Here is a 21,136-nt window from a genome sequence, read left to right as displayed (position 1 = left end):
TCCATCGGGCCGTCTCTACATGACCCCGCATGAAGCTACGGATCCCCTTCGTGAAATCGCGCCCGACGGTGGCGGTCGTCCGCATGCAGGGCGCCATCGGTGTCGCCGGCCGCTCTGGCATGAACGACGCCAGCCTGCGGCCGCTGCTGGAAAAGGCGTTCCGGCGCGGCAAGCCCGACGCGGTGGCGCTCGAGATCAACTCGCCCGGCGGCTCGCCGGTGCAGAGCTCGCTGATCGCCGCCCGCATCCGGCGGCTGTCGGAGGAGACCGGGGTGCCGGTCTTTGCCTTCACCGAGGACGTGGCGGCGTCCGGGGGCTACTGGCTGGCCACCGCGGCGGACGAGATCCATGCCGACGCGAGTTCGATCCTGGGGTCGATCGGGGTGATCTCGGCGGGCTTCGGGGCGCATGTGTTCCTGCAGCGGCAGGGAATCGAGCGCCGTGTCCACACCGCCGGCAAGTCGAAGAGCATGATGGACCCCTTCCGCCCCGAGAGCGAAGAGGACGTGGCGCGGCTCGACCGCCTGCTTGGCCAGCTGCACGAGACCTTCATCGCGCAGGTGAAGGCGCGGCGCGGCGAGAAGCTTGCCGACGACCCGGAGCTGTTCACCGGTGAGGTCTGGATCGGCCAGAAGGCCTGCGAGGTCGGTCTCGCGGATGGGGTGGGGCACCTCGTGCCGGTGATGAAGGCGCGCTTCGGCGACAAGGTGCGCTTCCGCCGCTACGAGCAGAAGAAGCGCCTTTTCCCGCGCATCGGCATGTCGCTCGCGCAGGACGCGATGGAGACCATCGAGGAACGCGCGGCCTACGCGCGGTTCGGCCTCTGACGTGCTGGCCAAGATCGTCGCGATATTCCTGGTGGTGATTGCCGTGCTCGGCATGTTCGGCAAGCTTCGCATGCCGGGCGCCAAGCGGCTCGCCCAGAAGAAATGCCCGCGCTGCGGTCGTTACCGGATCGGTAAGGGGCCCTGCAGCTGCGAAAAGATCGACAAGGGGTGACCATGGTCTTCGTCTACGCGGCCCTCGGCCTCGTGATCCTTCTCCTGGCAGGGGACGCGCTCGTGAAAGGCGCGGTGAACCTGTCCCTGCGCGTGGGAATTCCCGCGCTGATCGTCAGCCTGACCATCGTTGCCTTCGGCACCTCGGCGCCGGAACTGCTGATCTCGATCCAGGCTGCCATGGCCGGGGTGCCGGGCATCGCGCTGGGCAACGTCGTCGGCTCGAACACGGCGAACGTGCTGCTGGTGCTGGGCATCCCGGCGCTGATCACGGTCATGCACACCTCGACCCATGACACGCGCAAGAGCTACGCCATCATGCTGGCGGGCTCGGTACTGTTCATCGCTCTGGCGTTCCGGGGAACCTTCGATTGGATCGCCGGGGTGGTGCTGCTGGGGTCGCTTGCGCTGATCCTCTTCGACTCGGTACGTGACGCGCTGCGGCACCGGCGCGAAGGCAGGGCCGAGGTGCTCGAAGAACTCGAGGAGCCCGAGGGCGCGGACCCGGACATGCCGTGGTGGAAGATCGCCTTCTTCCTCGTGCTGGGGCTCGCGGGGTTGCCGCTTGGCGCGGACCTGCTTGTCGACAGTTCGACCGAGATCGCCAAGATGTTCGGCGTGCCCGACACGGTGATCGGGCTCACGCTCGTGGCGCTCGGCACCTCGCTGCCAGAGCTCGCGACCACCGTCATGGCGGCCCTGCGCAAGCAGGCGGACGTGGCGCTGGGCAACGTCATCGGTTCGAACATGTTCAACCTTCTGGCGATCATCGGGATCGCCGCCTTCATCAAGCCGATGCCGGTCGATCCCGAGTTCCTGCGGTTCGACCTGTGGGTGATGCTCGGGGCGTCGTTGCTGCTGATGCCCTTCGTGTTCTGGGGCCGCGACCTCGGCCGGGTCTGGGGCGTGATCTTGTCGCTGCTGTATGTGGCCTATGTTGGTGCGGTGCTGATCTGAAGGGGAGAAGGCGATGGCAATCGCGGTGAAACGCGCGCTGGTGACCGGCGCGGGCAAGCGGCTTGGCCGCGAGATGGCGCTGGACCTGGCGCGGCGCGGCTACGATGTCGCGGTGCACTACGCAGGCTCCGAGGAGGCGGCGCGCGAGGTCGCGGAAGAGATCCGCGCCATGGACCGCACGGCGGACGTGGTGCAGGCCGACCTGCTCGACGAGCGCGCGGCAGAGGCGCTGGTGCCGCAAGCCGCCGAAGCCCTTGGCGGACCGCTGAGCGTGCTCGTGAACAACGCCTCGATCTTCGACTACGACAACATCGAGACCACGACCCGCGAAAGCTGGGACCGGCACATGATGTCGAACCTGCGTGCGCCCTTCGTGCTGACACAGGCGCTGGCCGCACAGGTGCCCGAGCCGCTGCGCGACGACATGGGCGAGCCGCTGGCGCAGGGGTTTGTGGTCAACATGATCGACCAGCGCGTGCGCAAGCTGACCCCCGAGTTCATGAGCTACACGCTCGCCAAGTCGGCGCTCTGGACGCTGACCCAGACCGCCGCGATGGCGCTTGCGCCGCGGGTGCGGGTGAATGCCATCGGTCCCGGTCCGACTCTCAAGGGCGCGCGGCAGAGCGACGAGCACTTCGGCAACCAGCGTGCGGCAACGATTCTCGAGCGCGGATCGAACCCGGGCGACATCACTGCCGCGCTCGGATTCCTGCTCGAATCGCCCGGCTTCACCGGGCAGCTCCTGTGCATCGACGGCGGCCAGCACCTTGCATGGCGCACGCCGGATGTCCTTGGGGTTGAGTGACGGCACGGAGGCGGGGCGACATGCCCCTGCGGCAAGTTTTGCACCGGCGCCGTTGCTGTTAAGAAAGCTTTACAAAAGGGCCATGTCTTCAAGGGCTTGTCGCGCGATTTGAGAAAATACAAAGCAAAATCAATTGCTTGTATTTTTGCCTAAATTTCGTGCAACGGCTCGAAGCTATAAGAAAACAAGGAAAATTCGGGTTTGTCTGCAAACGGCCCTCAGAGTTATCCACATGATCCGTGGATGGAAAACAACTTGAATTCACCCCATCGGCATTGCAGCCGATTCACTGGAATCACGCGCCCGTGACCGTTTGAGTGCAAAGGAATGACCGAGCAAACCGACTCACGTGAAACCGCCGCGCCGAAGCGTGGGCACGAGGTGATCCAGGCCTACCTCAGGACGCTGGACTCGAGCCCCGGCGTCTACCGGATGCTCGATGAGCAGAGCCGGGTTCTATACGTGGGCAAGGCGCGCAATCTCAAGGCGCGGGTGTCGAACTACGCGCGGCCCTCGGGGCATTCGCGGCGCATCGCGCGGATGATCTCCGAGACCGCGTCGATGATGTTCCTCACGACGCGGACCGAGACCGAGGCGCTGCTGCTCGAGCAGAACCTCATCAAGCAGCTCAAGCCCAAGTTCAACGTGCTGCTGCGCGACGACAAGTCGTTCCCGAACATCCAGGTCACGACCGAGCACGCCTTTCCACAGATCCGCAAGCACCGCGGTGCCAAGACCGAGAAGGCGGCCTATTACGGGCCCTTTGCCAGCGCCGGCGCGGTGAACCGGACGCTCAACCAGCTTCAGAAGGTCTTCCTGCTGCGCAACTGCTCGGACTCGCAGTTCGAGGGGCGCTCGCGGCCGTGCCTGCTCTACCAGATCAAGCGCTGCTCGGCACCCTGCGTGGGCTACATCTCGGAAGCGGATTACGCGGCGACGGTGAAGGATGCGCAGCGGTTCCTGTCGGGCAAGTCGACCCGCATCCAGGAGACGCTGGCGGCGCAGATGATGGAAGCCTCCGAGGCGATGGAGTTCGAGCGCGCCGCCGCGATCCGCGACCGGATCCGGGCGCTGACTCAGGTGCAGACCGTGCAGGGTATCAACCCGCGCGGCGTGGCCGAGGCCGACGTGATTGCGCTGCACATGGAGGGCGGGCAGGCCTGTGTGCAGGTGTTCTTCATCCGGGCGCACCAGAACTGGGGCAACCGCGACTTCTATCCGCGGGTCGGCGATGACGTCGACGCCGCCGAGGTGCTCGAGGCGTTCATCGGCCAGTTCTATGACGGCAAGGAGCCGCCGCGCCTGCTGCTGCTGAGCCACGGCCTCGACAACCCGGACCTGATGGGCGAGGCGCTGTCGGAAAAGGCCGGTCGCAAGGTCGAGATCGCCGTGCCGCAGCGGGGCGAGAAGGCCGAGCTGATCGAGGGGGCCGCGCGCAATGCCCGCGAGAGCCTCGCACGGCGCATGTCCGAGACCGCGACGCAGGCCAAGCTCCTGCGCGGCGTGGCCGAGGCCTTCGGGCTCGACGCGGCGCCGGAGCGGATCGAGGTCTACGACAACAGCCACATCATGGGCACGAACGCCGTGGGCGGGATGATCGTCGCGGGGCCGGAAGGCTTCATGAAGAACCAGTACCGCAAGTATAACATCAAGGGTGAGGATCTCGTGCCGGGCGACGACTTCGGCATGATGAAAGAGGTGCTCACCCGGCGCTTCACCCGTCTGCTCAAGGAAGACCCCGACCGCGAGAAGGGGCTCTGGCCCGACCTTCTGCTGATCGACGGCGGCGCCGGGCAGGTCTCGGCGGTGGCCGAGATCATGCGTGAATTCGGGGTCGAGGACGTGCCCATGGTCGGCGTGGCCAAGGGCATCGACCGCGATGCCGGCAAGGAGGAATTCCACCGGGTCGGTCAGCGCCCCTTCGCGCTGCGCCACAACGACCCGGTGCTCTATTTCATCCAGCGCCTGCGCGACGAGGCGCACCGTTTTGCCATCGGCACCCACCGCGCGAAGCGGGCCAAGAGCCAGATGGCCAACCCGCTCGACGAGGTGCCGGGCGTCGGCGCCTCGCGCAAGCGGGCGCTGCTGGCGCACTTCGGATCGGCCAAGGCGGTGAGCCGCGCCAACCTCGCCGATCTCAAGGCCGTCGACGGCGTGAGCGCGGCGCTTGCAGAGCGGATCTACGCCTTCTTCCACGAAAACGGCTGACCTGCTGTTCAATTCGGGGGCAGAACACCGGTTGAATTCGGCCAGCGGAATTTGATCACGCAACCCGGGGCGGGCGGACTGGACCTTGTTCGGCTCGGGTCCTAACTTGGCGCCGCGCAACTTCCCAAGAGGATCCCCATGGCAGTCGGCACCAACATCCGCACCTATTTCCAAGGCACCTGGCATGACGGCGACGTGCCGGTCATGCGTGGCGCAGATCACGGCGCGTGGCTCGGCTCCACGGTGTTCGACGGGGCCCGTTACGTCAACGGGATGGTGCCCGATCTCTATGCCCACTGCGCGCGGGTGAACCGCTCGGCCGAGGCACTGATGCTGGTGCCCACCGTCACGACCGAGGACATGGTGCAGATCGTGTGGGAAGGGCTGTCGACCTATCCCAGGGACACTGCCGTCTACATCCGCCCGATGTACTGGGGCATCAACGGCGACCCGACAGCGATCGTGCCGTCGACCGACGCGACCGGCTTCGCGATCTCGCTGGAGGCCATTCCCATGGCGCCGGAAAACGCCACCACCACGCTTGGCCGCACGCGGTTCCGTCGCCCGGTGATGGAAGACGCGGTGGTCAACGCCAAGGCGGGCTGTCTCTACCCGAACAACGCCCGGATGCTGGCCGAGGTGCGCGGGCGCGGGTTCGGCAACGCCCTCGTGGCCGATGCCATGGGCAACGTGGCCGAGAGCGCCACCGCGAATGTCTTCATGGTCAGGGACGGGGTCGCGTTCACGCCCATCGCCAACGGGACGTTCCTTTCCGGAATCACCCGCAAGCGCCACATCGAGAACATGCGCGCCGACGGTATCGAGGTGCACGAGGCGGTGCTGAGCTTCACGGATTTTGAAACCGCGGACGAGGTCTTCCTGTCCGGGAACATGAACAAGGTGACCCCGGTCGTGGGGTTCGAGGACATCAGCTACCAGTATGGCCCCGTCACGCGCCGCGTGCGTGATCTCTACTGGGACTGGGCCGTCAGCGAGGCCTGACGCCGATGCGCCGGGCGGTTCGGCTTGCCTCGTGGCTGCTGCCACCGCTGGTGGCCGTCTGGGTGTTCCTGGCGAATCCGTTCGGCGCGGCGATGCTCGAACGCGGCATCGACGAGATCGCCCGTGCGCTCGACCGTGCCGTCGCGGGCGCCGTGTCCTCCGGAGAACTCGAGCGCACGCTCGCCGAGGCGGTCGCGGTCGGCGATGCGCGCCGGGCCGATGCGCTGCTGACGCTCGCCGAGCGGCGCGACGTCTCTCTTCCGACCGAGCTGGAGGCAGAGGCGGCCACGCTCGCCGGGCGAAACGACGACTGGCTTGCGACGGGCAAGTCCTGCGCGCTCTGCGCCTACGAGGTGGCGGAGTGCCGGTCGCTTTCTCAACTCGCCGTTTGCGCCCTGCCGCTCGAGATGACCCCCGCCGGGGATGCCAACGCGCTGCGGCGGCAGGTCGGCGTCTATGCCTCGGGAGGCGAGGTCGACCGGCTGGAGGTCGGCCTTGCCCTGACCGGGCTCGCGGCGACGGCGGCGGTGCTGATGACGGCGGGCAGTTCCGCCACGGTCAAGGCCGGCGCGACCGCCGCGCGACTGGCGAACCGGCTCGGCACGCTCACGCCGGGATTGCGCACTGCCCTGCGGTCGGCCGGTGACGTGCCGGTGCGCTGGGACCGGCTGAACGATTTCGCCCTGCGGCGGGTGCCGCTCGAGGCGGTGACCGACGTCGGGGCGCTGCAGCGGCTTGGCGGCATGGCGGCAGACGCGGGGCGTGTGGCCGAGCACAGTTCGGTGGCCGATGCGCTTGTCCTCGTACGCTACGCCGACACGCCGTCCGAGCTTGCCCGGCTCGCCCGGGTGACGGAGGCGACGGGGGAAGAGGCGCGTGGACTCTTCGCGCTGCTCGGGAAGTCCCGGGTGATGCGGGCGACCCTGAGACTGCCTCGCCGCGTGCTCGCGCTTCACGCCATGCTCGCCGGGGCGGTCGCCTGGCTGCTCTCGACCCTGGCCGGCATGGCGCTTGGCCGGGTGGCGCGGCTTGGTCGCAGGCTCTGAGCCCTTCGGTCATTGCGCCTGCCGGTGCGGTGCTCCATGATCCCGGCGGAAGGAGAAGGCGATGCGCAAGTTTCTCGTCATTCTGGATGACAGCCGCGAATGCCTCAACGCGATGCGCTTCGCGGCGATGCGGGCGGAACACACCGGGGCAGGGGTGACCATCCTGTCGGTGATCCCGCCGGACGAGTTCAACCACTGGCTTGGCGTCGGCGACCTGATGCGCGAAGAGGCGCGCGAGCGCATCCACGCGCATTTCGAGGTCTTCGCCAAGTGGATGCGGGACCGTCACAATCTCGATCCCGAGCTGGTGATCCGCGAGGGCGACGTGGTCAACGAGATCCTCGCCCAGGTCCGCGAGGACGAGAATATCGGGGTTCTGGTGCTGGGCGCCGCGCCGGGCAAGAAAGGGCCGGGGCCGCTGGTCAATCATCTCAGCCGCGGCTCGGGCAGCCTGCCGATCCCCGTGACCATCGTGCCGGGCGACCTGTCCAAGGAGCGGCTGGAAGAAATCACCTGAGCGGGTGGCCAGGCATTGCCCCCGGCAAATGAATTAGAACGGTTCTAAACCTTGACGCTTCGCTGGCAGAGGCGCATATAGGGAGAGCCCGGCAGAAAGGTATCCCCCAGATGTTCATTCAGACCGAATCCACTCCGAACCCCGCAACGCTGAAATTCCTGCCCGGCCAGAGCGTTCTGGGCGCAGGCACGGCCGACTTCCCCAGCGCGGAAGGCGCAGAGGTGTCGCCGCTCGCGAAGCGCCTGTTCGGCGTCACCGGCGTGACCGGGGTCTTCCTCGGCAACGATTTCGTCACCGTCACCAAGGACGAGGGTGCGGACTGGGATCACGTGAAGCCCGCCGTCCTCGGCGCGATCATGGAGCACTTCCAGTCGGGCGAGCCCGTCATGGCAGGCGAAGGCGGCGCCTCGGGCCACGCGGCCTTCGAAGGCGAGGACGAGGAAATCGTCGGCCAGATCAAGGAACTGCTCGACAGCCGCGTGCGGCCGGCCGTGGCCCAGGACGGTGGCGACATCACCTTCCACGGCTTCGAGCGCGGCGTCGTCTACCTGCACATGCAGGGCGCCTGCGCGGGCTGCCCGTCCTCGACGCTTACCCTGAAGATGGGCATCGAGAACCTGCTGCGCCACTACATCCCCGAGGTCACCGAGGTGCGGCCCGTCGCCGTCTGATCGTCCATGACCCGGCACACGACCGTTCTGGCCTTTGACACGTCGGCCGCGCATTGCGCGGCCGCTTTGCTGCGGGACGGGCGGGTGCTTGCCGCGCGGGCCGAGGAGATGGGGCGCGGACAGGCCGAGCGCCTGATGCCGCTGCTCGAAGAACTGCTTGCCGATGCGGCACTTGGCTGGGCCGACATCGGCCGCATCGGGGTTGGCATCGGCCCCGGCAACTTCACCGGCATCCGCATCTCGGTCTCTGCCGCGCGCGGGCTGGCACTGGCGCTCGACGTGCCGGCCATCGGGGTCGACACCTTCGACGTCATCCATCTCGAAGCCCCCGATGGCATGGCGGCGGTGCCCGCGCCGCGCGGGCAGGCCTACATGAAGGCCCGGGGCGCCGAGCCCGCGCTGGCGCCGGCGCCGGAAAGCGGGCTCTGCCTGCCGCCCCCGCCCGAAGAGATCGCCCGCCGCATCGCGCGGATCGCGGCAGGCCGCGACGCCGGGGCCCGCCCCGCGCCGCTCTACATCCGTCCCGCCGATGCCGCCCCCGCGCGCGATGCGCCGCCGGCGCTATTGCCGTGACCCCCTCGGAACTCGCCGCGCTCTCGGCGCGGGCCTACCGCCACATGCAGCCGTGGTCCGAGGCGGACTTCGCGGCGACCCTGTCGCATCCCACCGCGCTGCTGACGCCGGGGGACGGGGCCTTCGTGCTGGGCCGGGTGATCGTCGACGAGGCCGAGATCCTCGCGCTTGCCACCGATCCCGACCGTCAGCGGCGGGGGCAGGGCAGGGCGGTGCTCGCCGCCTTCGAGCGGCAGGCGGCGGCGCGCGGCGCCGTGACGGTGTTCCTCGAGGTGGCGGCGGCGAACCTGCCCGCGCGGGGCTTTTATTCCGCCTGCGGCTACACCGAGACCGGACGGCGCAGGGGTTACTACCGGACCCCGGAGGGCGGGCGCGACGATGCGCTGCTCATGGCAAAGGCGCTGACCTTTGGTCATGCCCGGACGGGCTGAAACGGTGCGTCAGCCTTTGCAAAAACCGGTTGACCCTTTCCCCCCGCATGGCTTTGATCGACGCGATCTGCATTGATCAGGCACAAGAGCGGCGCGCATGATCCCGCCGCCATCACCACCCGGGAGCAATACATGACCCTCATGACCAAATTTCTCGGCGCTGCAGCCTCGCTCGCGCTGACCGCTGGCGCCGCGCTGGCCGATCCGGCGCTGATCTACGACCTTGGCGGGAAGTTCGACAAGTCGTTCAACGAGGCCGCGTTCAACGGCGCCGAGGCCTGGGCCGAGGAAACCGGCGGGTCCTACCGCGACATCGAGCTTCAGTCCGAAGCCCAGCGTGAGCAGGCCCTGCGCCGCTTCGCCGAGGCCGGCTTCAACCCGGTCGTGACCACCGGCTTCTCGATGTCCGCTCCCATCGCGTCGGTTGCGGCGGACTACCCGGACACCAAGTTCGTCACCATCGACGGCTTCGTGAACCCCGAAGAGCACCCGAACGTGCTGTCGATCCTGTTCTCCGAGCACGAGGGCTCGTATCTCGTGGGCATGATGGCCGCGATGGCGTCGGAGTCGAACACCGTGGGCTTCGTCGGCGGCATGGACATCCCGCTGATCCGCAAGTTCGCCTGCGGCTACGCGCAGGGCGCCAAGTCGGTGTCGGACGACATCGAGGTGATCTCGAACATGACCGGCACCACCCCGGCCGCGTGGAACGACCCGGTGAAGGGCTCCGAGCTTGCCAAGGCACAGATCAGCCAGGGTGCCGACGTGATCTTCGCCGCTGCCGGCGGCACCGGGCTTGGCGTGCTGCAGACCGCCGCCGACGAGGGCATCCTGTCGATCGGCGTGGACAGCAACCAGAACTACGTCCACCCGGGCCAGGTGCTGACCTCGATGCTCAAGCGCGTCGACGTGGCGGTGCAGGACGCGATGACCCAGGGCGCGGACCTGGAGACCGGCGTGATGGTGCTGGGCCTTGCCGAGAACGGCGTCGGCTACGCGCTCGACGAGAACAACCAGGATCTCGTGTCCGAAGAGATGAAGGTCGCCGTCGAAGAGGCGAAGGCCCAGATCGTCTCGGGCGAGATCGAAGTCCACGACTACTCGTCGGACGACAGCTGCCCGGCGCTGAACTTCTGAATCATGACCGACGGGGTGGCCATGCGCCGCCCCGCAAGACACACGAGAGGCCGCGTGGCGCGCGGCCTCTGCCCTGTTTCTCAGGAGCCCATCACGCCATGACCGACACTCCCGCCATCGAGCTGAAGGGCATCTCCAAGGCCTTCGGCCCCGTGCAGGCGAACAAGGACATCTCGATCCGCGTGATGCCGGGCACGATCCACGGCATCATCGGCGAGAACGGCGCCGGCAAGTCGACGCTGATGTCGATCCTTTACGGTTTCTACAAGGCAGACGCCGGCGAGGTCTGGATCAACGGCAAGAAGACCGAGATCCCGGACAGCCAGGCCGCGATCTCCGCCGGCATCGGCATGGTCTTCCAGCACTTCAAGCTGGTGCAGAATTTCACCGTGCTCGAGAACGTCATCCTCGGCGCCGAGGACGGCCCGATGCTGCGCCCGTCGCTCGCCCGCGCCCGCGGCGTGCTGAAGCAGCTGTCCGAGGAATACGAGCTCTCGGTCGATCCCGAGCAGCTGATCGAGAACCTTTCCGTCGGCCACCAGCAGCGCGTCGAGATCCTCAAGGCGCTCTACCGCGAGGCCGACATCCTCATTCTGGACGAGCCCACCGGCGTGCTGACGCCGGCCGAGGCCGACCACCTCTTCCGCATTCTCGACAACCTGCGGTCGGAGGGGAAGACCATCATCCTCATCACCCACAAGCTGCGCGAGATCATGGAGATCACCGACACCGTCTCGGTCATGCGCCGGGGCGAGATGACGGCGACCGTGAAAACCGCCGAGACCAGCCCCGAGCAGCTGGCCGAGCTGATGGTGGGCCGCAAGGTGCTGCTGCGGGTCGACAAGGTGCCCGCGCAGCCCGGCGCGCCGGTGCTGCAGGTCGAGAACCTGCGCCACACCGACAGCCACGGGGTCGAGCGGCTCAAGGGCATCTCGCTCGAGGTGCGCGCCGGCGAGATCCTCGGCGTCGCCGGCGTGGCCGGTAATGGCCAGTCGGAACTGCTCGAGGTGCTGGGCGGCTATGCCGACGCCACCGGGACGGTGCGGGTGAACGGCTCGGAACTGCCGCTCGCGGGCGGGCAGGCCGACGGGCAGTCGCGCCGCGCCCGTGGCATCGCCCATGTGCCCGAGGACCGGCAGACCGAGGGGCTCATCATGCCCTACACCGCGTGGGAAAACACCGTCTTCGGATACCACCGCGACCCGCGCTACCAGTCGGGACCGCTGATGAACAACGCGATGATCCGAGCCGAGGCGCAGGACAAGATGACCCGCTACGACGTGCGGCCGCCGAACCCGGATCTTGCCGCAAAGAACTTCTCGGGCGGCAACCAGCAGAAGATCGTGCTGGCCCGCGAGATCGAACGCGACCCCGACATCCTGCTTGTCGGCCAGCCGACACGCGGCGTCGACATCGGCGCCATCGAGTTCATCCACCAGGAGATCGTGCGCCTGCGCGACCAGGGCAAGGCGATCCTGCTGGTGTCGGTCGAACTTGACGAGATCTTCTCGCTGTCCGACCGCATTGCGGTGATGTTCGACGGCCAGATCATGGGCGAACGCCTGCCCGACGAGACCGACCAGACCGAGCTGGGCCTGCTGATGGCGGGCGTCACCGAGATGCCGGGCGGCGACCCGATCCAGGCGATCGACGCCTCGCTCGAGGACAAAGAGGCGCGGGAGGCCGAGCAGCATGACTGACCGCAGCAAGCGGCGTGGCACCCGCGCGGCACGCTGCGCGATGCCCGCCCGCTCCACGCACCCGCGCCGCCCGGGCGCGAAAGACAAACAAGAGGCCGGACATGGATAAGATGCCCGCATGGGCCGACGCGGTCCTGGTTCCCCTGATCTCGATCCTGCTGGCGGCAGTGCTGTCGGCGCTGGTGATCCTCGCGATCGGCGAGAACCCGATCGACGCGCTGGAGCTGATGGTTCAGGGCGCGCTGATGCGCAGCGCCGGGTGGGGCTACACGCTCTACTACACCACGAACTTCATCTTCACCGGGCTCTGCGTCGCCATCGCCTTCCATGCCAAGATGTTCAACATCGGTGGCGAGGGGCAGGCGATGATCGGCGGGCTCGGCGTGGCGCTGGTCTGCCTGTTCATCCCGTTCCCGCACTGGACCGTCGCGCTGCTGGTGGCGACCGTGGCGGCGGCGGCCTTCGGTGCGCTCTGGGCGCTGATCCCGGCTTACCTGCAGGCCAAGCGCGGCAGCCACATCGTGATCACCACGATCATGTTCAACTTCATCGCCGCCGCGGTGCTGAACTACGTGCTGGTCAACCTGCTGCGCCCGGCGGGCGCCATGGACCCGGCCACCGCGCCGTTCCCCGAGGCGACGCATCTGCCGACCTTCCAGGACCTGTTCGCCACCGCCGACAACCCGCTGTTCCGGGGCTCGCCGGCGAACGTGACCTTCTTTCTCGCGATCCTTGCCTGCATCGCCTTCTGGTTCTTGATGTGGCGCACCAAGCTCGGCTACGAGATCCGCGCCTTCGGCCATTCCGAGAGCGCCGCGAAATACGCCGGCATCTCGCCGGTGCGCATCACGGTCGTCGCGATGCTCATATCCGGCGGGCTGGCCGGCATGATGGCCCTCAACACCACCATGGGCGAGGCCGAACGGCTGGTGATGAACGCCACCGAGGGCGCGGGCTTCATCGGCATCGCCGTGGCGCTCATGGGGCGGTCGCACCCGGTGGGGATATTCCTCGCCGCGCTGCTCTTCGGCTTCCTCTACCAGGGCGGGGCCGAACTGGCGCTCTGGACCAACATCCCGCGTGAGCTCATCACCGTGATCCAGGCGCTGGTGATCCTGTTCACCGGGGCGCTCGACAACATGGTGCGGATGCCGCTCGAGCGGATCTTCATGGCGACCCGGCGGAGGAACGGCTGATGGATTTCGCAACGCTTCTGCAGGTGCTCGACTCCACCGTGCGCCTTGCCACGCCGCTGCTGCTGGCCTGTCTCGCGGGCCTGTTCTCGGAACGCTCCGGGGTCATCGACATCGGGCTCGAGGGCAAGATGCTCGCCGCAGCCTTCGCCTCCGCCGCCATTGCGGCGGTGACCGGGTCTGTCTGGCTGGGCCTGCTGGCCGGGATCGTCGCCGCGACCTTCATGAGCGGCATCCACGGGCTGGCCTCGATCACCTTCCGGGGCAACCAGCTGATCTCGGGGGTGGCGATCAACTTCCTTGCCTCCGGCCTCACGGTGCTCATCGCGCAGGACTGGTTCGGGCAGGGCGGGCGTACGCCCTCGCTGATCGGCGGCGGACGCTTCGAGCCGATCACGCTTCCCTTCGCCGAGGCGCTCTCGGGCGTGCCGGTGCTCGGGCCGATCTATGCCGAGCTGATCTCGGGTCATTCGGCGCTGGTCTACGTCGCCTTCCTGATGGTGCCGCTGACGTGGTTCGTGCTGTTCCGCACCCGTTTCGGCCTGCGCCTGCGCGCGGTCGGCGAGGCGCCCGAGGCGGTCGACACCGCCGGCGTCTCGGTCGTCGGGCTGCGCTACGCGGCCATCGTGATCTGCGGCGTGCTCTGCGGGCTCGCGGGGGCCTATCTCGCCACCGGCCTGCAGGCAGGCTTCGTGCGCGAGATGACGGCGGGGCGCGGCTACATCGCGCTGGCGGCGCTGATCTTCGCCAAGTGGCGGCCGTGGTATGCGCTCTTCGCCTGCCTGCTCTTCGGCCTGCTGCAGGCGGTGGCGCTGCGTTTCCAGAACATCGACCTCGGCGGGATCACCATCCCGGTGCAGGTGATGGACGCGCTGCCCTACATCCTGACCGTGGTCATCCTCGCGGGCTTCGTCGGCAAGGCGATCCCGCCGCGCGCCGGCGGCGAGCCCTACGTGAAGGAGCGCTGAGGCCACCCGCGCTCTGGCGATTTGCGCCCCGACGCCCTATCTCGGGGGCAGCAATCGCCAAGATCGACAACGAGGGAGCCGGCCGATGCGTGTGATCTTCATGGGAACGCCCGATTTCTCGGTGCCGGTGCTCGACGCGCTGGTCGAGGCCGGGCACGAGATCGCCGCCGTCTACTGCCAGCCGCCGCGCCCCGCCGGGCGCGGCAAGAAGGACCGTCCGACGCCGGTGCACGCCCGCGCCGAGGCGCTGGGGCTCGAGGTGCGGCCCCCGAAGAGCCTGAAGTCGGACGACGAGCAGGCGCGCTTCGCCGCGCTGAACGCCGACGTGGCCGTCGTGGTCGCCTACGGGCTGATCCTGCCGCAGCCGGTGCTGGACGCGCCGTCCCACGGCTGCCTGAACATCCACGCCTCGCTGCTGCCGCGCTGGCGGGGGGCAGCCCCCATCCACCGGGCGATCATGGCCGGCGATGCCGAGACCGGCATCTGCATCATGCAGATGGAGGCGGGGCTCGACACCGGCCCGGTGCTGCTTCGCGAGGCCACCGAGATCGGTCGGGACGAGACCACCGGCGCGCTGCACGACCGGCTGAGCGCCATGGGCGCGCGGCTGATCGTCGAGGCGCTGGCGCGGCTCGACACGCTCTCGCCGGAGCCGCAGCCCGAGGAGGGCGTGACCTACGCCAGCAAGATCGACAAGGCCGAAGCAGCGGTGGACTGGTCGCGGCCCGCGGAGGAGGTCTCGCGCCAGATCCGTGGGCTGGCGCCTTTCCCGGGCGCCTGGACGATGCGCGAAGAGGACCGGATCAAGCTGCTCGGGGCGCGGGTGGTCGAGGGCACCGGCACGCCGGGCGAGGCGCTGGACGATGCCTTTGTCATCGCCTGCGGCAGCGGCGCAGTGCAGGTCACGCGGGCGCAGCGCGCCGGGCGGGGCGCGCAGGACGCCGACAGCTTCCTGCGCGGCATGGCGATCCCGCGCGGCACCGTACTGGGGGCGGGCTGATGGGCCCGGCGTGCGGCATCGGCTTCGGGGCGCTTCGGGGAGGGGTCATCGTCTCTTCGGCCGGGGCGACGGTTGGCGCGGCAAACCAGTGGCGCGGGAAGCGCTGAGATCATGTCGGTTGTCTGGCTCATCATCATCGGCGCGGCGGCGGGGTTTCTCGCGACGCGGTTCATGCAGGTGCGAACCGGCGTGGTCGAGACCGTCGCAATCGGCATGGCCGGCGCGGTCATCGGCGGGCTCGTGCTGCGGTTCGTCGTGGCGATCACCGGTGCCCTCGCGGGGCTCGTCGGCGCGGTGCTGGGCGCGATGCTGCTGATCTGGCTCTGGCGCCTCTACATGCGGCGGTAGTCTTCGGGGGTGGTGGGTTGATAACCCACCCTACAAGCGGCGCACCCGCGCGGATTCTAGGCGCGCAGCGCCGCCGCGCCATCGGCAGCCCGCCCCACCGGGCTGGCCATCTGGTGAGGCGGGCGCGACCTGTCGAGGTCATGCGGACATGGCGGCGATAAACCGAAAGGTTCGCTGTGAAGCTCGCGACCCCGCGGGCTGCCGACGGCGCTCTTTCGCACCGGGGCGTGCAGAGCAGCGAGGTGATGCACCTTGAGCTCGCTGCATCACGTTTTCCACGCACGACCCCCTATGTGCGCCCGCGCGAAGACCCTGCGCGCGGCCCCGGAATTGTCCGAAGGCTCCTGGCAGCTAGATTCCCTCCCAAAGCAAGGGAGATTTACCGATGGGCCTTCTCGTCGACGGCCAGTGGCATGACCGCTGGGACTACACCAACGAACACGGCAAGTTCGAACGCTGGGTCACCGGCTTTCGCAACTGGATCACTCCGGACGGAAGCCCCGGACCGAGCGGCGAGGGCGGCTTTCCGGCCGAGGCCAACCGCTACCATCTCTACGTCAGCTATGCCTGCCCCTGGGCGCACCGAACGCTGATCTTCCGCGCCCTCAAGGGGCTCGAGGACATCATCGGCGTCAGCGTTGTCCACCCGGAGATGCTTTCGGACGGCTGGACCTTCGACAGGGATTTTGCCGGAGCGACGGGCGACGATCTCTACGACCTGCCGTTCCTGCGCGACATCTACCTCAAGGTGGATCCGGGCATGTCGGGTCGCGTGACCGTGCCCGTGCTCTGGGACAAGCAGCGCGAGACCATCGTGTCGAACGAGAGCGCCGAGATCATCCGGATGCTGAACTCGGCCTTTGACGGCGTGACCGGCAACCATGACGACTACTGGCCCGAAGAACTGCGCGAGGCCATCGAGCCGGTGAACGAGCGGATCTACGACACGGTCAACAACGGCGTCTACAAGGCCGGCTTCGCGACCTCGCAGAAGGCCTATGAAGAGGCCGTCGGCCCGCTGTTCGAGACGCTCGACTGGATCGAGGAGCGGCTTTCGAGCCGGCGCTACCTGATGGGAGACCGGATCACCGAGGCCGACTGGCGGCTGTTCACCACGCTCATCCGGTTCGATCAGGTCTACGAGTGCCACTTCAAGTGCAACAAGCGCCGTATCGTCGACTATCCGTCGATCTGGGGCTACACGCGCGAACTCTACCAGTGGCCCGGCGTGGCGGACACGGTACATTTCGACCACATCAAGCGGCACTACTACTACAGTCACGACATGATCAATCCCGAGCGGATCATCCCGGTGGGGCCGGACCTCGACCTCATGGCGCCGCACGGCCGCGACCGGCTCGCCGCCGCCTGACCACGGCGCGCGCGTCCGGCCTCAGGCTCCGGGCGTGCTCTGCCCGTAATGCTCGACCATCGTGGCGAGATCGGCGGGCGGTGTCGCGCTCGGCAGGTAGGCGCAGGCATTCGCGCAGTGCCGGAAGATCGACCCGTCCGAGAAAAACGACGTGTTGGTCACGAAGATCACACGCGTGTCCGGCTGGCGGTAGCTCGCGAAATCGGCGACCGCCAGCGCGCTGCCGTCGTCGAGCACGAGATCGAGAACGATGATCTGGAAGTCGACCTCGTGCAGGAGCGCGGTCGCGGCGTTCTGAGACACCGCGAGATGCACCCGCGCACCCATCCTTTCGAGATGGCGCTGCCAGAGCGTCGCAAGCTCTTCACGGCTTTCGACAATCAGAACGTTCACTGCACCCTCCGCAGTCCGCGGTCCTTTCCGCATACTTCCCTTGTCAGATCGAGTTATAAATAAATGTTTAACGCTATCGTAAACTCTGTGAACAAAACGCAAACATAAGCGGGATCCCGCTTCTTGCGCCACCTTCCCGGGCTGATACTGTGCCCTCGACCATTGCGGAGGCTCCGATGCGCTTACCCCTTCTCCTTGCCGTTCTGGCCCTGCCGGGCGCCGCGCTGGCACAGGATGTGCCCTGTGGTGGCGACTTCCGGGATTTTATCGAAGGGCTCCGCGAAGAGGCCGTTTCGATGGGGCATGACCCGGCCGAGGTCGACCGGTTTCTCTCGGGCGCCGAAATCGACCGCAAGGTGCTGCAACGCGATCGCGGGCAGGGCATCTTCCAGACGCCGTTCATCGACTTCTCGCGCAAGCTCATCAGCCAGTATCGCCTCGACAAGGGGCGGGAGCTGGCCAATCGCTGGGACGAGGTCTTCGACCGGATCGAGCGGGACTACGGCATCGCCCGGGGGGTCTTGTTGGCGTTCTGGGCATTCGAGACCGACTACGGCGCCTACCAGGGAGATTTCAACACGCTGGACGCGCTGGTGACGCTGGCACACGATTGCCGGCGGCCCGAAATTTTCCGTCCGCAGATCTTTGCCGCGCTCGAACTCTACGAGCACGGGGACTTCGATCCGGACCGCACGACCGGGGCCTGGGCAGGCGAGATCGGCATGGTGCAAATGCTGCCGCGGGACATCCTCGAAAGCGGACTTGACGGCGATGGCGACGGGCATGTCCTGCTGAAGTCGTCCGCCCCGGATGCGCTCATGTCAGGGGCGAAGATGCTCTCGGGGCTGGGCTGGCGGCCCGGCGAGCCCTGGCTTCAGGAGGTCGTTCTGCCCGAGGATCTCGACCTGTCGCTGACCGGGCTCGAAACCGAGATGACCGTGGGCGAATGGGAACAGCTGGGCGTGAAGGGCCGCGAAGGGCGTCTCGACGATGCGCGGCTGCCGGCGTCGATCCTGTTGCCGCAGGGCAAGGGGGGGCCGGCGTTCATCGCCTATCCCAACTTTCGGGTCTACTTCGAGTGGAACCAGAGCTTCGTCTACGTGATGACCGCGGCCTATTTCGCTACGCGCCTCGAGGGGGCCCCGGTCTACGAGGCGGGAAACCCCGATCCCGGGCTCTCGGGCGAGCAGATGATGACCTTGCAGAAGGCGCTGCAGGACCGGGGCTACGACGTCGGCGGCATCGACGGCATCCTTGGTGCGGGCACTCGTGCGGCAGTGCGCGACATGCAGGCCAAGCTCGGGCTGCCGGCCGACGGCTGGCCCACGCAGGCGCTGCTCGATCGGCTCTGAGCCACCTTCGGGCTGGGCCGAAAAGTTTTCTGCGAAAACTTTTGCCGGGAAAATTCCTCTGCGAGGAATTTTCGCCGCCAGCGGCCGGGCTAGGTGTCGCACCATGAGCGATACAAGACCTTCCCGCCCGCAACCGGCCCCTGTCACCCGCCTCTTCGAAGGCGGAGCGGAGAGTCCGAACAACCCGACGCTGCCCGTGGTGATCCACCGGGACGTGCTTGCGGGTCGAACGCCGCAGGCCGTCTGCGCCGCGATGGAAGCGAATGGATGGGGCGGAACATGGGTGTGGACCGTCTTTGACTACCATCACTACCACCCCGACGCCCACGAGGCGCTGACCGTGGCATCGGGCGAGGCCCGGCTGCGGCTCGGTGGACCGGGCCCGGAAGGCGAGGACGTGGACGTTGCTGCAGGCGATTGCCTGATCCTCCCGGCGGGGACCGGTCACTGCCGCCTTTCGCAGAGCGACGATTTCCGCATATGCGGTGCCTATCCCCCGGGACAGCAAGACTTCACGACACGCCGGGCCGGCCCCGATGCCGGCCGCGATGCCTCGGTGATCGCGGCGGTGGCGTTGCCTGAAACGGACCCGATCTTCGGTAGGGACGGGCCGTTGCCCCGGCTTTGGGCAGAGGCGATCAGCCGGGGATGATCTCGAAGGTCGTCACGTCGACCATGCCCCGATCGGTGATCTTCAGCGCCGGGATCACCGGCAGGGCAAGGAAGGCGAGCTGCAGGAAGGGTTCCTCGAGCGTGACGCCCAGACCGCGTGCCGCCGCGCGCAGATCGACCAGCCGGTCGCGCACCGTCTCGAACGGCTCTAGGCTCATCAGCCCGGCCACGGGCAATGCCAGCTCGGCGAGGATCTCGCCGCCCTTTGCCACCACGAAGCCGCCCTCGAGCGCCTCGAGCCGGTTGGCCGCGAGCGCCATGTCGTCGTAGCCGACGCCGACACAGGCGATGTTGTGGTGGTCGTGGCAGACCGTCGATGCAATGGCCCCCGCCTGCAGTCCGAAGCCCTTCACGAAGCCGGTCGCGATGTTGCCGTTGCGGCCGTGACGCTCGACCACGGCGATGCGCACGAGGTCGCGCGTGCTGTCGGGGCGCTTGTCCCCGTCTTCGATCGCGATGCGCTCGTGCAGGTGATCGGTGAGGATCTGGCCCTCTCGGATGCCGATGACATCGGTCTCTTCGCGGTTGCCGGTGGCACGGAACTGAGAGGCAGTGATCCGCGGCGCCTGCACCGATCCGCGCCCGACCGGCGGGAGGGTCTCGCGCGCGGCAAAGGCGGCGTCATCGGCCCGCACACCGGCTGCCAGAACCAGCTGCGCATGGCACCCTTCAAGGCTGTCCACGGCCACGATGTCGGCCCGCTTGCCCGGCGCGATCATGCCGCGGTCCTTCAGGCCGAAGGCCTCGGCCGCCGACAGGGAAGCCGCACGGTAGGCGGCGAGCGGCGGCGTTCCCAGCGAGATCAGCGTGCGGATCATGTAGTCGAGATGCCCGTGCTCGGCGATGTCGAGCGGGTTGCGGTCATCGGTGCACAGGCACATGTAGGGCGCCGTGCGCTCGGTCAGCACCGGCTGCAGCGCGTGCAGGTCCTTCGAAACCGAGCCCTCGCGGATCAGCACCCGCATCCCCTTGCGCAGCTTCTCGAGCGCCTCCTCGGCGCTGGTGGCCTCGTGCTCGGTGCGGATGCCGGCGGCGACATAGGCGTTGAGATCCCGGCCCAGCAGCAGCGGGCAGTGCCCGTCGACATGGCCACCTTCGAACAGCCGCAGCTTCTTCATTGCCTCGGGGTCGCGATGGATCACGCCGGGGTAGTTCATGAATTCCGCCAGCCCGATGCCGGAGGGGTGCCCCATCAGCGGCGCGAGATCCTCGGCGAGAAGCTCGGCGCCCGCGGTCTCCATGTGGGTCGAGGGCACGCAGGAGGACAGCTGGACGCGGATGTCCATCACGGTGTGTTCGCTGGCCCGCTGGAAGTAGCGAATTCCCTCGGCGCCGATCACGTTGGCAATCTCGTGCGGGTCGCAGATCGCGGTGGTGACGCCGCGCGGCGTGACGCAGCGGTCGAATTCGAACGGCGTGACCAGCGAGCTTTCGATGTGCAGATGCGTGTCGATGAAGCCGGGCACGAGGATCAGGCCGCTCACGTCGATGACCTCTTTCCCCTCGTAGCTGTCGAGCGTCCCTACGATGGTGTCGCCGCAGACGGCGACATCGCCCTCGAGCAGATCGCCGGTCATCAGGTCGAGGATGCGCCCGCCGCGCAGCACGAGGTCCGCCGGAGCATCGCCGCGCCCCTGTGCGATGCGGGTTTCGAGATCGGCCATGCGCAGCCTCCTTGTGGGTGTCCTTGGCCGACTGTCGCACAGCGCGCCGGGGCAGGCGAGGGGCGAAGGTGTTGAAACGGCGCTGGTCTGGCGGCTTGGCGGCGGCCCGAGGTTCGGGCGCGCCAGGCT

Annotated in this window: 22 protein-coding genes; 20 read left to right on the top strand and 2 right to left on the bottom strand. The window is 67.8% G+C overall.

All coding sequences use genetic code 11. The features are described 5' to 3' along the window. Window positions 1-29: 29 nt before the first annotated feature. The 18 genes from D6860_RS06510 (at window position 30) to D6860_RS06430 (ending at window position 16,926) form a co-directional block, all read left to right on the top strand. Window positions 30-827: a S49 family peptidase gene (locus D6860_RS06510; RefSeq protein WP_076622643.1), complete on the top strand. Its 798-nt coding sequence runs from the start codon at window positions 30-32 to the stop codon at window positions 825-827. A 1-nt stretch (window position 828) separates the two neighbouring features. Further along, the gene (locus tag D6860_RS25195) at window positions 829-999 is read left to right on the top strand and encodes a hypothetical protein (protein ID WP_017469771.1); all 171 of its coding nucleotides are present in this window, start codon (window positions 829-831) and stop codon (window positions 997-999) included. 2 nt (window positions 1,000-1,001) lie between these two features. Beyond that, on the top strand, window positions 1,002-1,955 hold the full coding sequence (locus D6860_RS06505) for a calcium/sodium antiporter (protein ID WP_076622642.1): 954 nt from the start codon (window positions 1,002-1,004) through the stop codon (window positions 1,953-1,955). 13 nt (window positions 1,956-1,968) lie between these two features. Then, window positions 1,969-2,760, top strand: coding sequence for an SDR family oxidoreductase (locus D6860_RS06500; protein WP_076622641.1), 792 nt, complete (start codon window positions 1,969-1,971; stop codon window positions 2,758-2,760). 327 nt (window positions 2,761-3,087) lie between these two features. Then, window positions 3,088-4,968: an excinuclease ABC subunit UvrC gene (uvrC, locus tag D6860_RS06495; protein WP_076622640.1), complete on the top strand. Its 1,881-nt coding sequence runs from the start codon at window positions 3,088-3,090 to the stop codon at window positions 4,966-4,968. Window positions 4,969-5,106: 138 nt separating this feature from the next. Next, window positions 5,107-5,970 (top strand): branched-chain amino acid aminotransferase, encoded by an 864-nt coding sequence (locus D6860_RS06490; protein WP_076622639.1) that lies wholly within the window; start codon window positions 5,107-5,109, stop codon window positions 5,968-5,970. A 5-nt stretch (window positions 5,971-5,975) separates the two neighbouring features. After that, a complete protein-coding gene (locus D6860_RS06485; RefSeq protein WP_076622638.1) occupies window positions 5,976-7,016 on the top strand; it encodes a hypothetical protein in 1,041 nt (346 codons plus the stop codon). 61 nt (window positions 7,017-7,077) lie between these two features. Next, complete coding sequence (locus D6860_RS06480; RefSeq protein WP_017468807.1) at window positions 7,078-7,533, top strand: universal stress protein; 456 nt, start codon at window positions 7,078-7,080, stop codon at window positions 7,531-7,533. Window positions 7,534-7,643: 110 nt separating this feature from the next. Then, the gene (locus D6860_RS06475) at window positions 7,644-8,204 is read left to right on the top strand and encodes a NifU family protein (RefSeq protein WP_017468806.1); all 561 of its coding nucleotides are present in this window, start codon (window positions 7,644-7,646) and stop codon (window positions 8,202-8,204) included. Window positions 8,205-8,210: 6 nt separating this feature from the next. Further along, a complete protein-coding gene (gene tsaB, locus D6860_RS06470; protein WP_093411798.1) occupies window positions 8,211-8,777 on the top strand; it encodes a tRNA (adenosine(37)-N6)-threonylcarbamoyltransferase complex dimerization subunit type 1 TsaB in 567 nt (188 codons plus the stop codon). Next, complete coding sequence (locus D6860_RS06465) at window positions 8,774-9,208, top strand: GNAT family N-acetyltransferase (RefSeq protein WP_076622637.1); 435 nt, start codon at window positions 8,774-8,776, stop codon at window positions 9,206-9,208. Before tsaB ends, D6860_RS06465 begins: the two co-directional genes overlap by 4 nt. A 132-nt stretch (window positions 9,209-9,340) precedes the next feature. Further along, a complete protein-coding gene (locus D6860_RS06460) occupies window positions 9,341-10,345 on the top strand; it encodes a BMP family lipoprotein (protein WP_076625267.1) in 1,005 nt (334 codons plus the stop codon). 98 nt (window positions 10,346-10,443) lie between these two features. Further along, a complete protein-coding gene (locus tag D6860_RS06455; protein WP_076622636.1) occupies window positions 10,444-12,045 on the top strand; it encodes an ABC transporter ATP-binding protein in 1,602 nt (533 codons plus the stop codon). Between the two features lie 101 nt (window positions 12,046-12,146). Further along, window positions 12,147-13,241 carry an ABC transporter permease gene (locus tag D6860_RS06450; protein ID WP_076622635.1) on the top strand — a complete coding sequence of 365 codons (1,095 nt, stop codon included), beginning with the start codon at window positions 12,147-12,149 and terminating at the stop codon, window positions 13,239-13,241. Further along, complete coding sequence (locus tag D6860_RS06445; protein WP_076622634.1) at window positions 13,241-14,206, top strand: ABC transporter permease; 966 nt, start codon at window positions 13,241-13,243, stop codon at window positions 14,204-14,206. The genes D6860_RS06450 and D6860_RS06445 overlap by 1 nt, the downstream gene beginning before the upstream one ends. 85 nt (window positions 14,207-14,291) lie before the next feature. Continuing rightward, the gene (gene fmt / locus D6860_RS06440; RefSeq protein WP_076622633.1) at window positions 14,292-15,206 is read left to right on the top strand and encodes a methionyl-tRNA formyltransferase; all 915 of its coding nucleotides are present in this window, start codon (window positions 14,292-14,294) and stop codon (window positions 15,204-15,206) included. Between the two features lie 111 nt (window positions 15,207-15,317). Continuing rightward, window positions 15,318-15,554 (top strand): GlsB/YeaQ/YmgE family stress response membrane protein, encoded by a 237-nt coding sequence (locus D6860_RS06435; RefSeq protein ID WP_076622632.1) that lies wholly within the window; start codon window positions 15,318-15,320, stop codon window positions 15,552-15,554. A gap of 385 nt (window positions 15,555-15,939) precedes the next feature. Then, window positions 15,940-16,926 carry a glutathione S-transferase family protein gene (locus tag D6860_RS06430; RefSeq protein ID WP_017467803.1) on the top strand — a complete coding sequence of 329 codons (987 nt, stop codon included), beginning with the start codon at window positions 15,940-15,942 and terminating at the stop codon, window positions 16,924-16,926. Window positions 16,927-16,947: 21 nt separating this feature from the next. On the opposite strand, the gene D6860_RS06425 is transcribed toward D6860_RS06430, so the two are convergent. Then, window positions 16,948-17,319: a response regulator transcription factor gene (locus D6860_RS06425; protein WP_017467802.1), complete on the bottom strand. Its 372-nt coding sequence runs from the start codon at window positions 17,317-17,319 to the stop codon at window positions 16,948-16,950. 176 nt (window positions 17,320-17,495) lie between these two features. Between D6860_RS06425 and D6860_RS06420 the strand changes: the two genes are divergently transcribed. Both D6860_RS06420 and D6860_RS06415 read left to right on the top strand, forming a co-directional pair. Continuing rightward, window positions 17,496-18,671 carry a lytic murein transglycosylase gene (locus D6860_RS06420; RefSeq protein ID WP_076622631.1) on the top strand — a complete coding sequence of 392 codons (1,176 nt, stop codon included), beginning with the start codon at window positions 17,496-17,498 and terminating at the stop codon, window positions 18,669-18,671. A 103-nt stretch (window positions 18,672-18,774) separates the two neighbouring features. After that, complete coding sequence (locus tag D6860_RS06415; protein ID WP_076622630.1) at window positions 18,775-19,323, top strand: cupin domain-containing protein; 549 nt, start codon at window positions 18,775-18,777, stop codon at window positions 19,321-19,323. On the opposite strand, the gene ade is transcribed toward D6860_RS06415, so the two are convergent. Further along, entirely contained in the window at window positions 19,310-21,007 is a 1,698-nt protein-coding gene (gene ade, locus D6860_RS06410) for an adenine deaminase (protein ID WP_076622629.1), read from the bottom strand. The two genes, D6860_RS06415 and ade, sit on opposite strands and share 14 nt — an antisense overlap. Between the last annotated feature and the right edge of the window lie 129 nt (window positions 21,008-21,136).

The sequence above is a fragment of the Salipiger sp. D13 genome (genome assembly GCF_003703915.1).
Classification (GTDB): domain Bacteria; phylum Pseudomonadota; class Alphaproteobacteria; order Rhodobacterales; family Rhodobacteraceae; genus Salipiger; species Salipiger profundus.
This window is presented reverse-complemented; position numbering and strand designations above follow the sequence as displayed.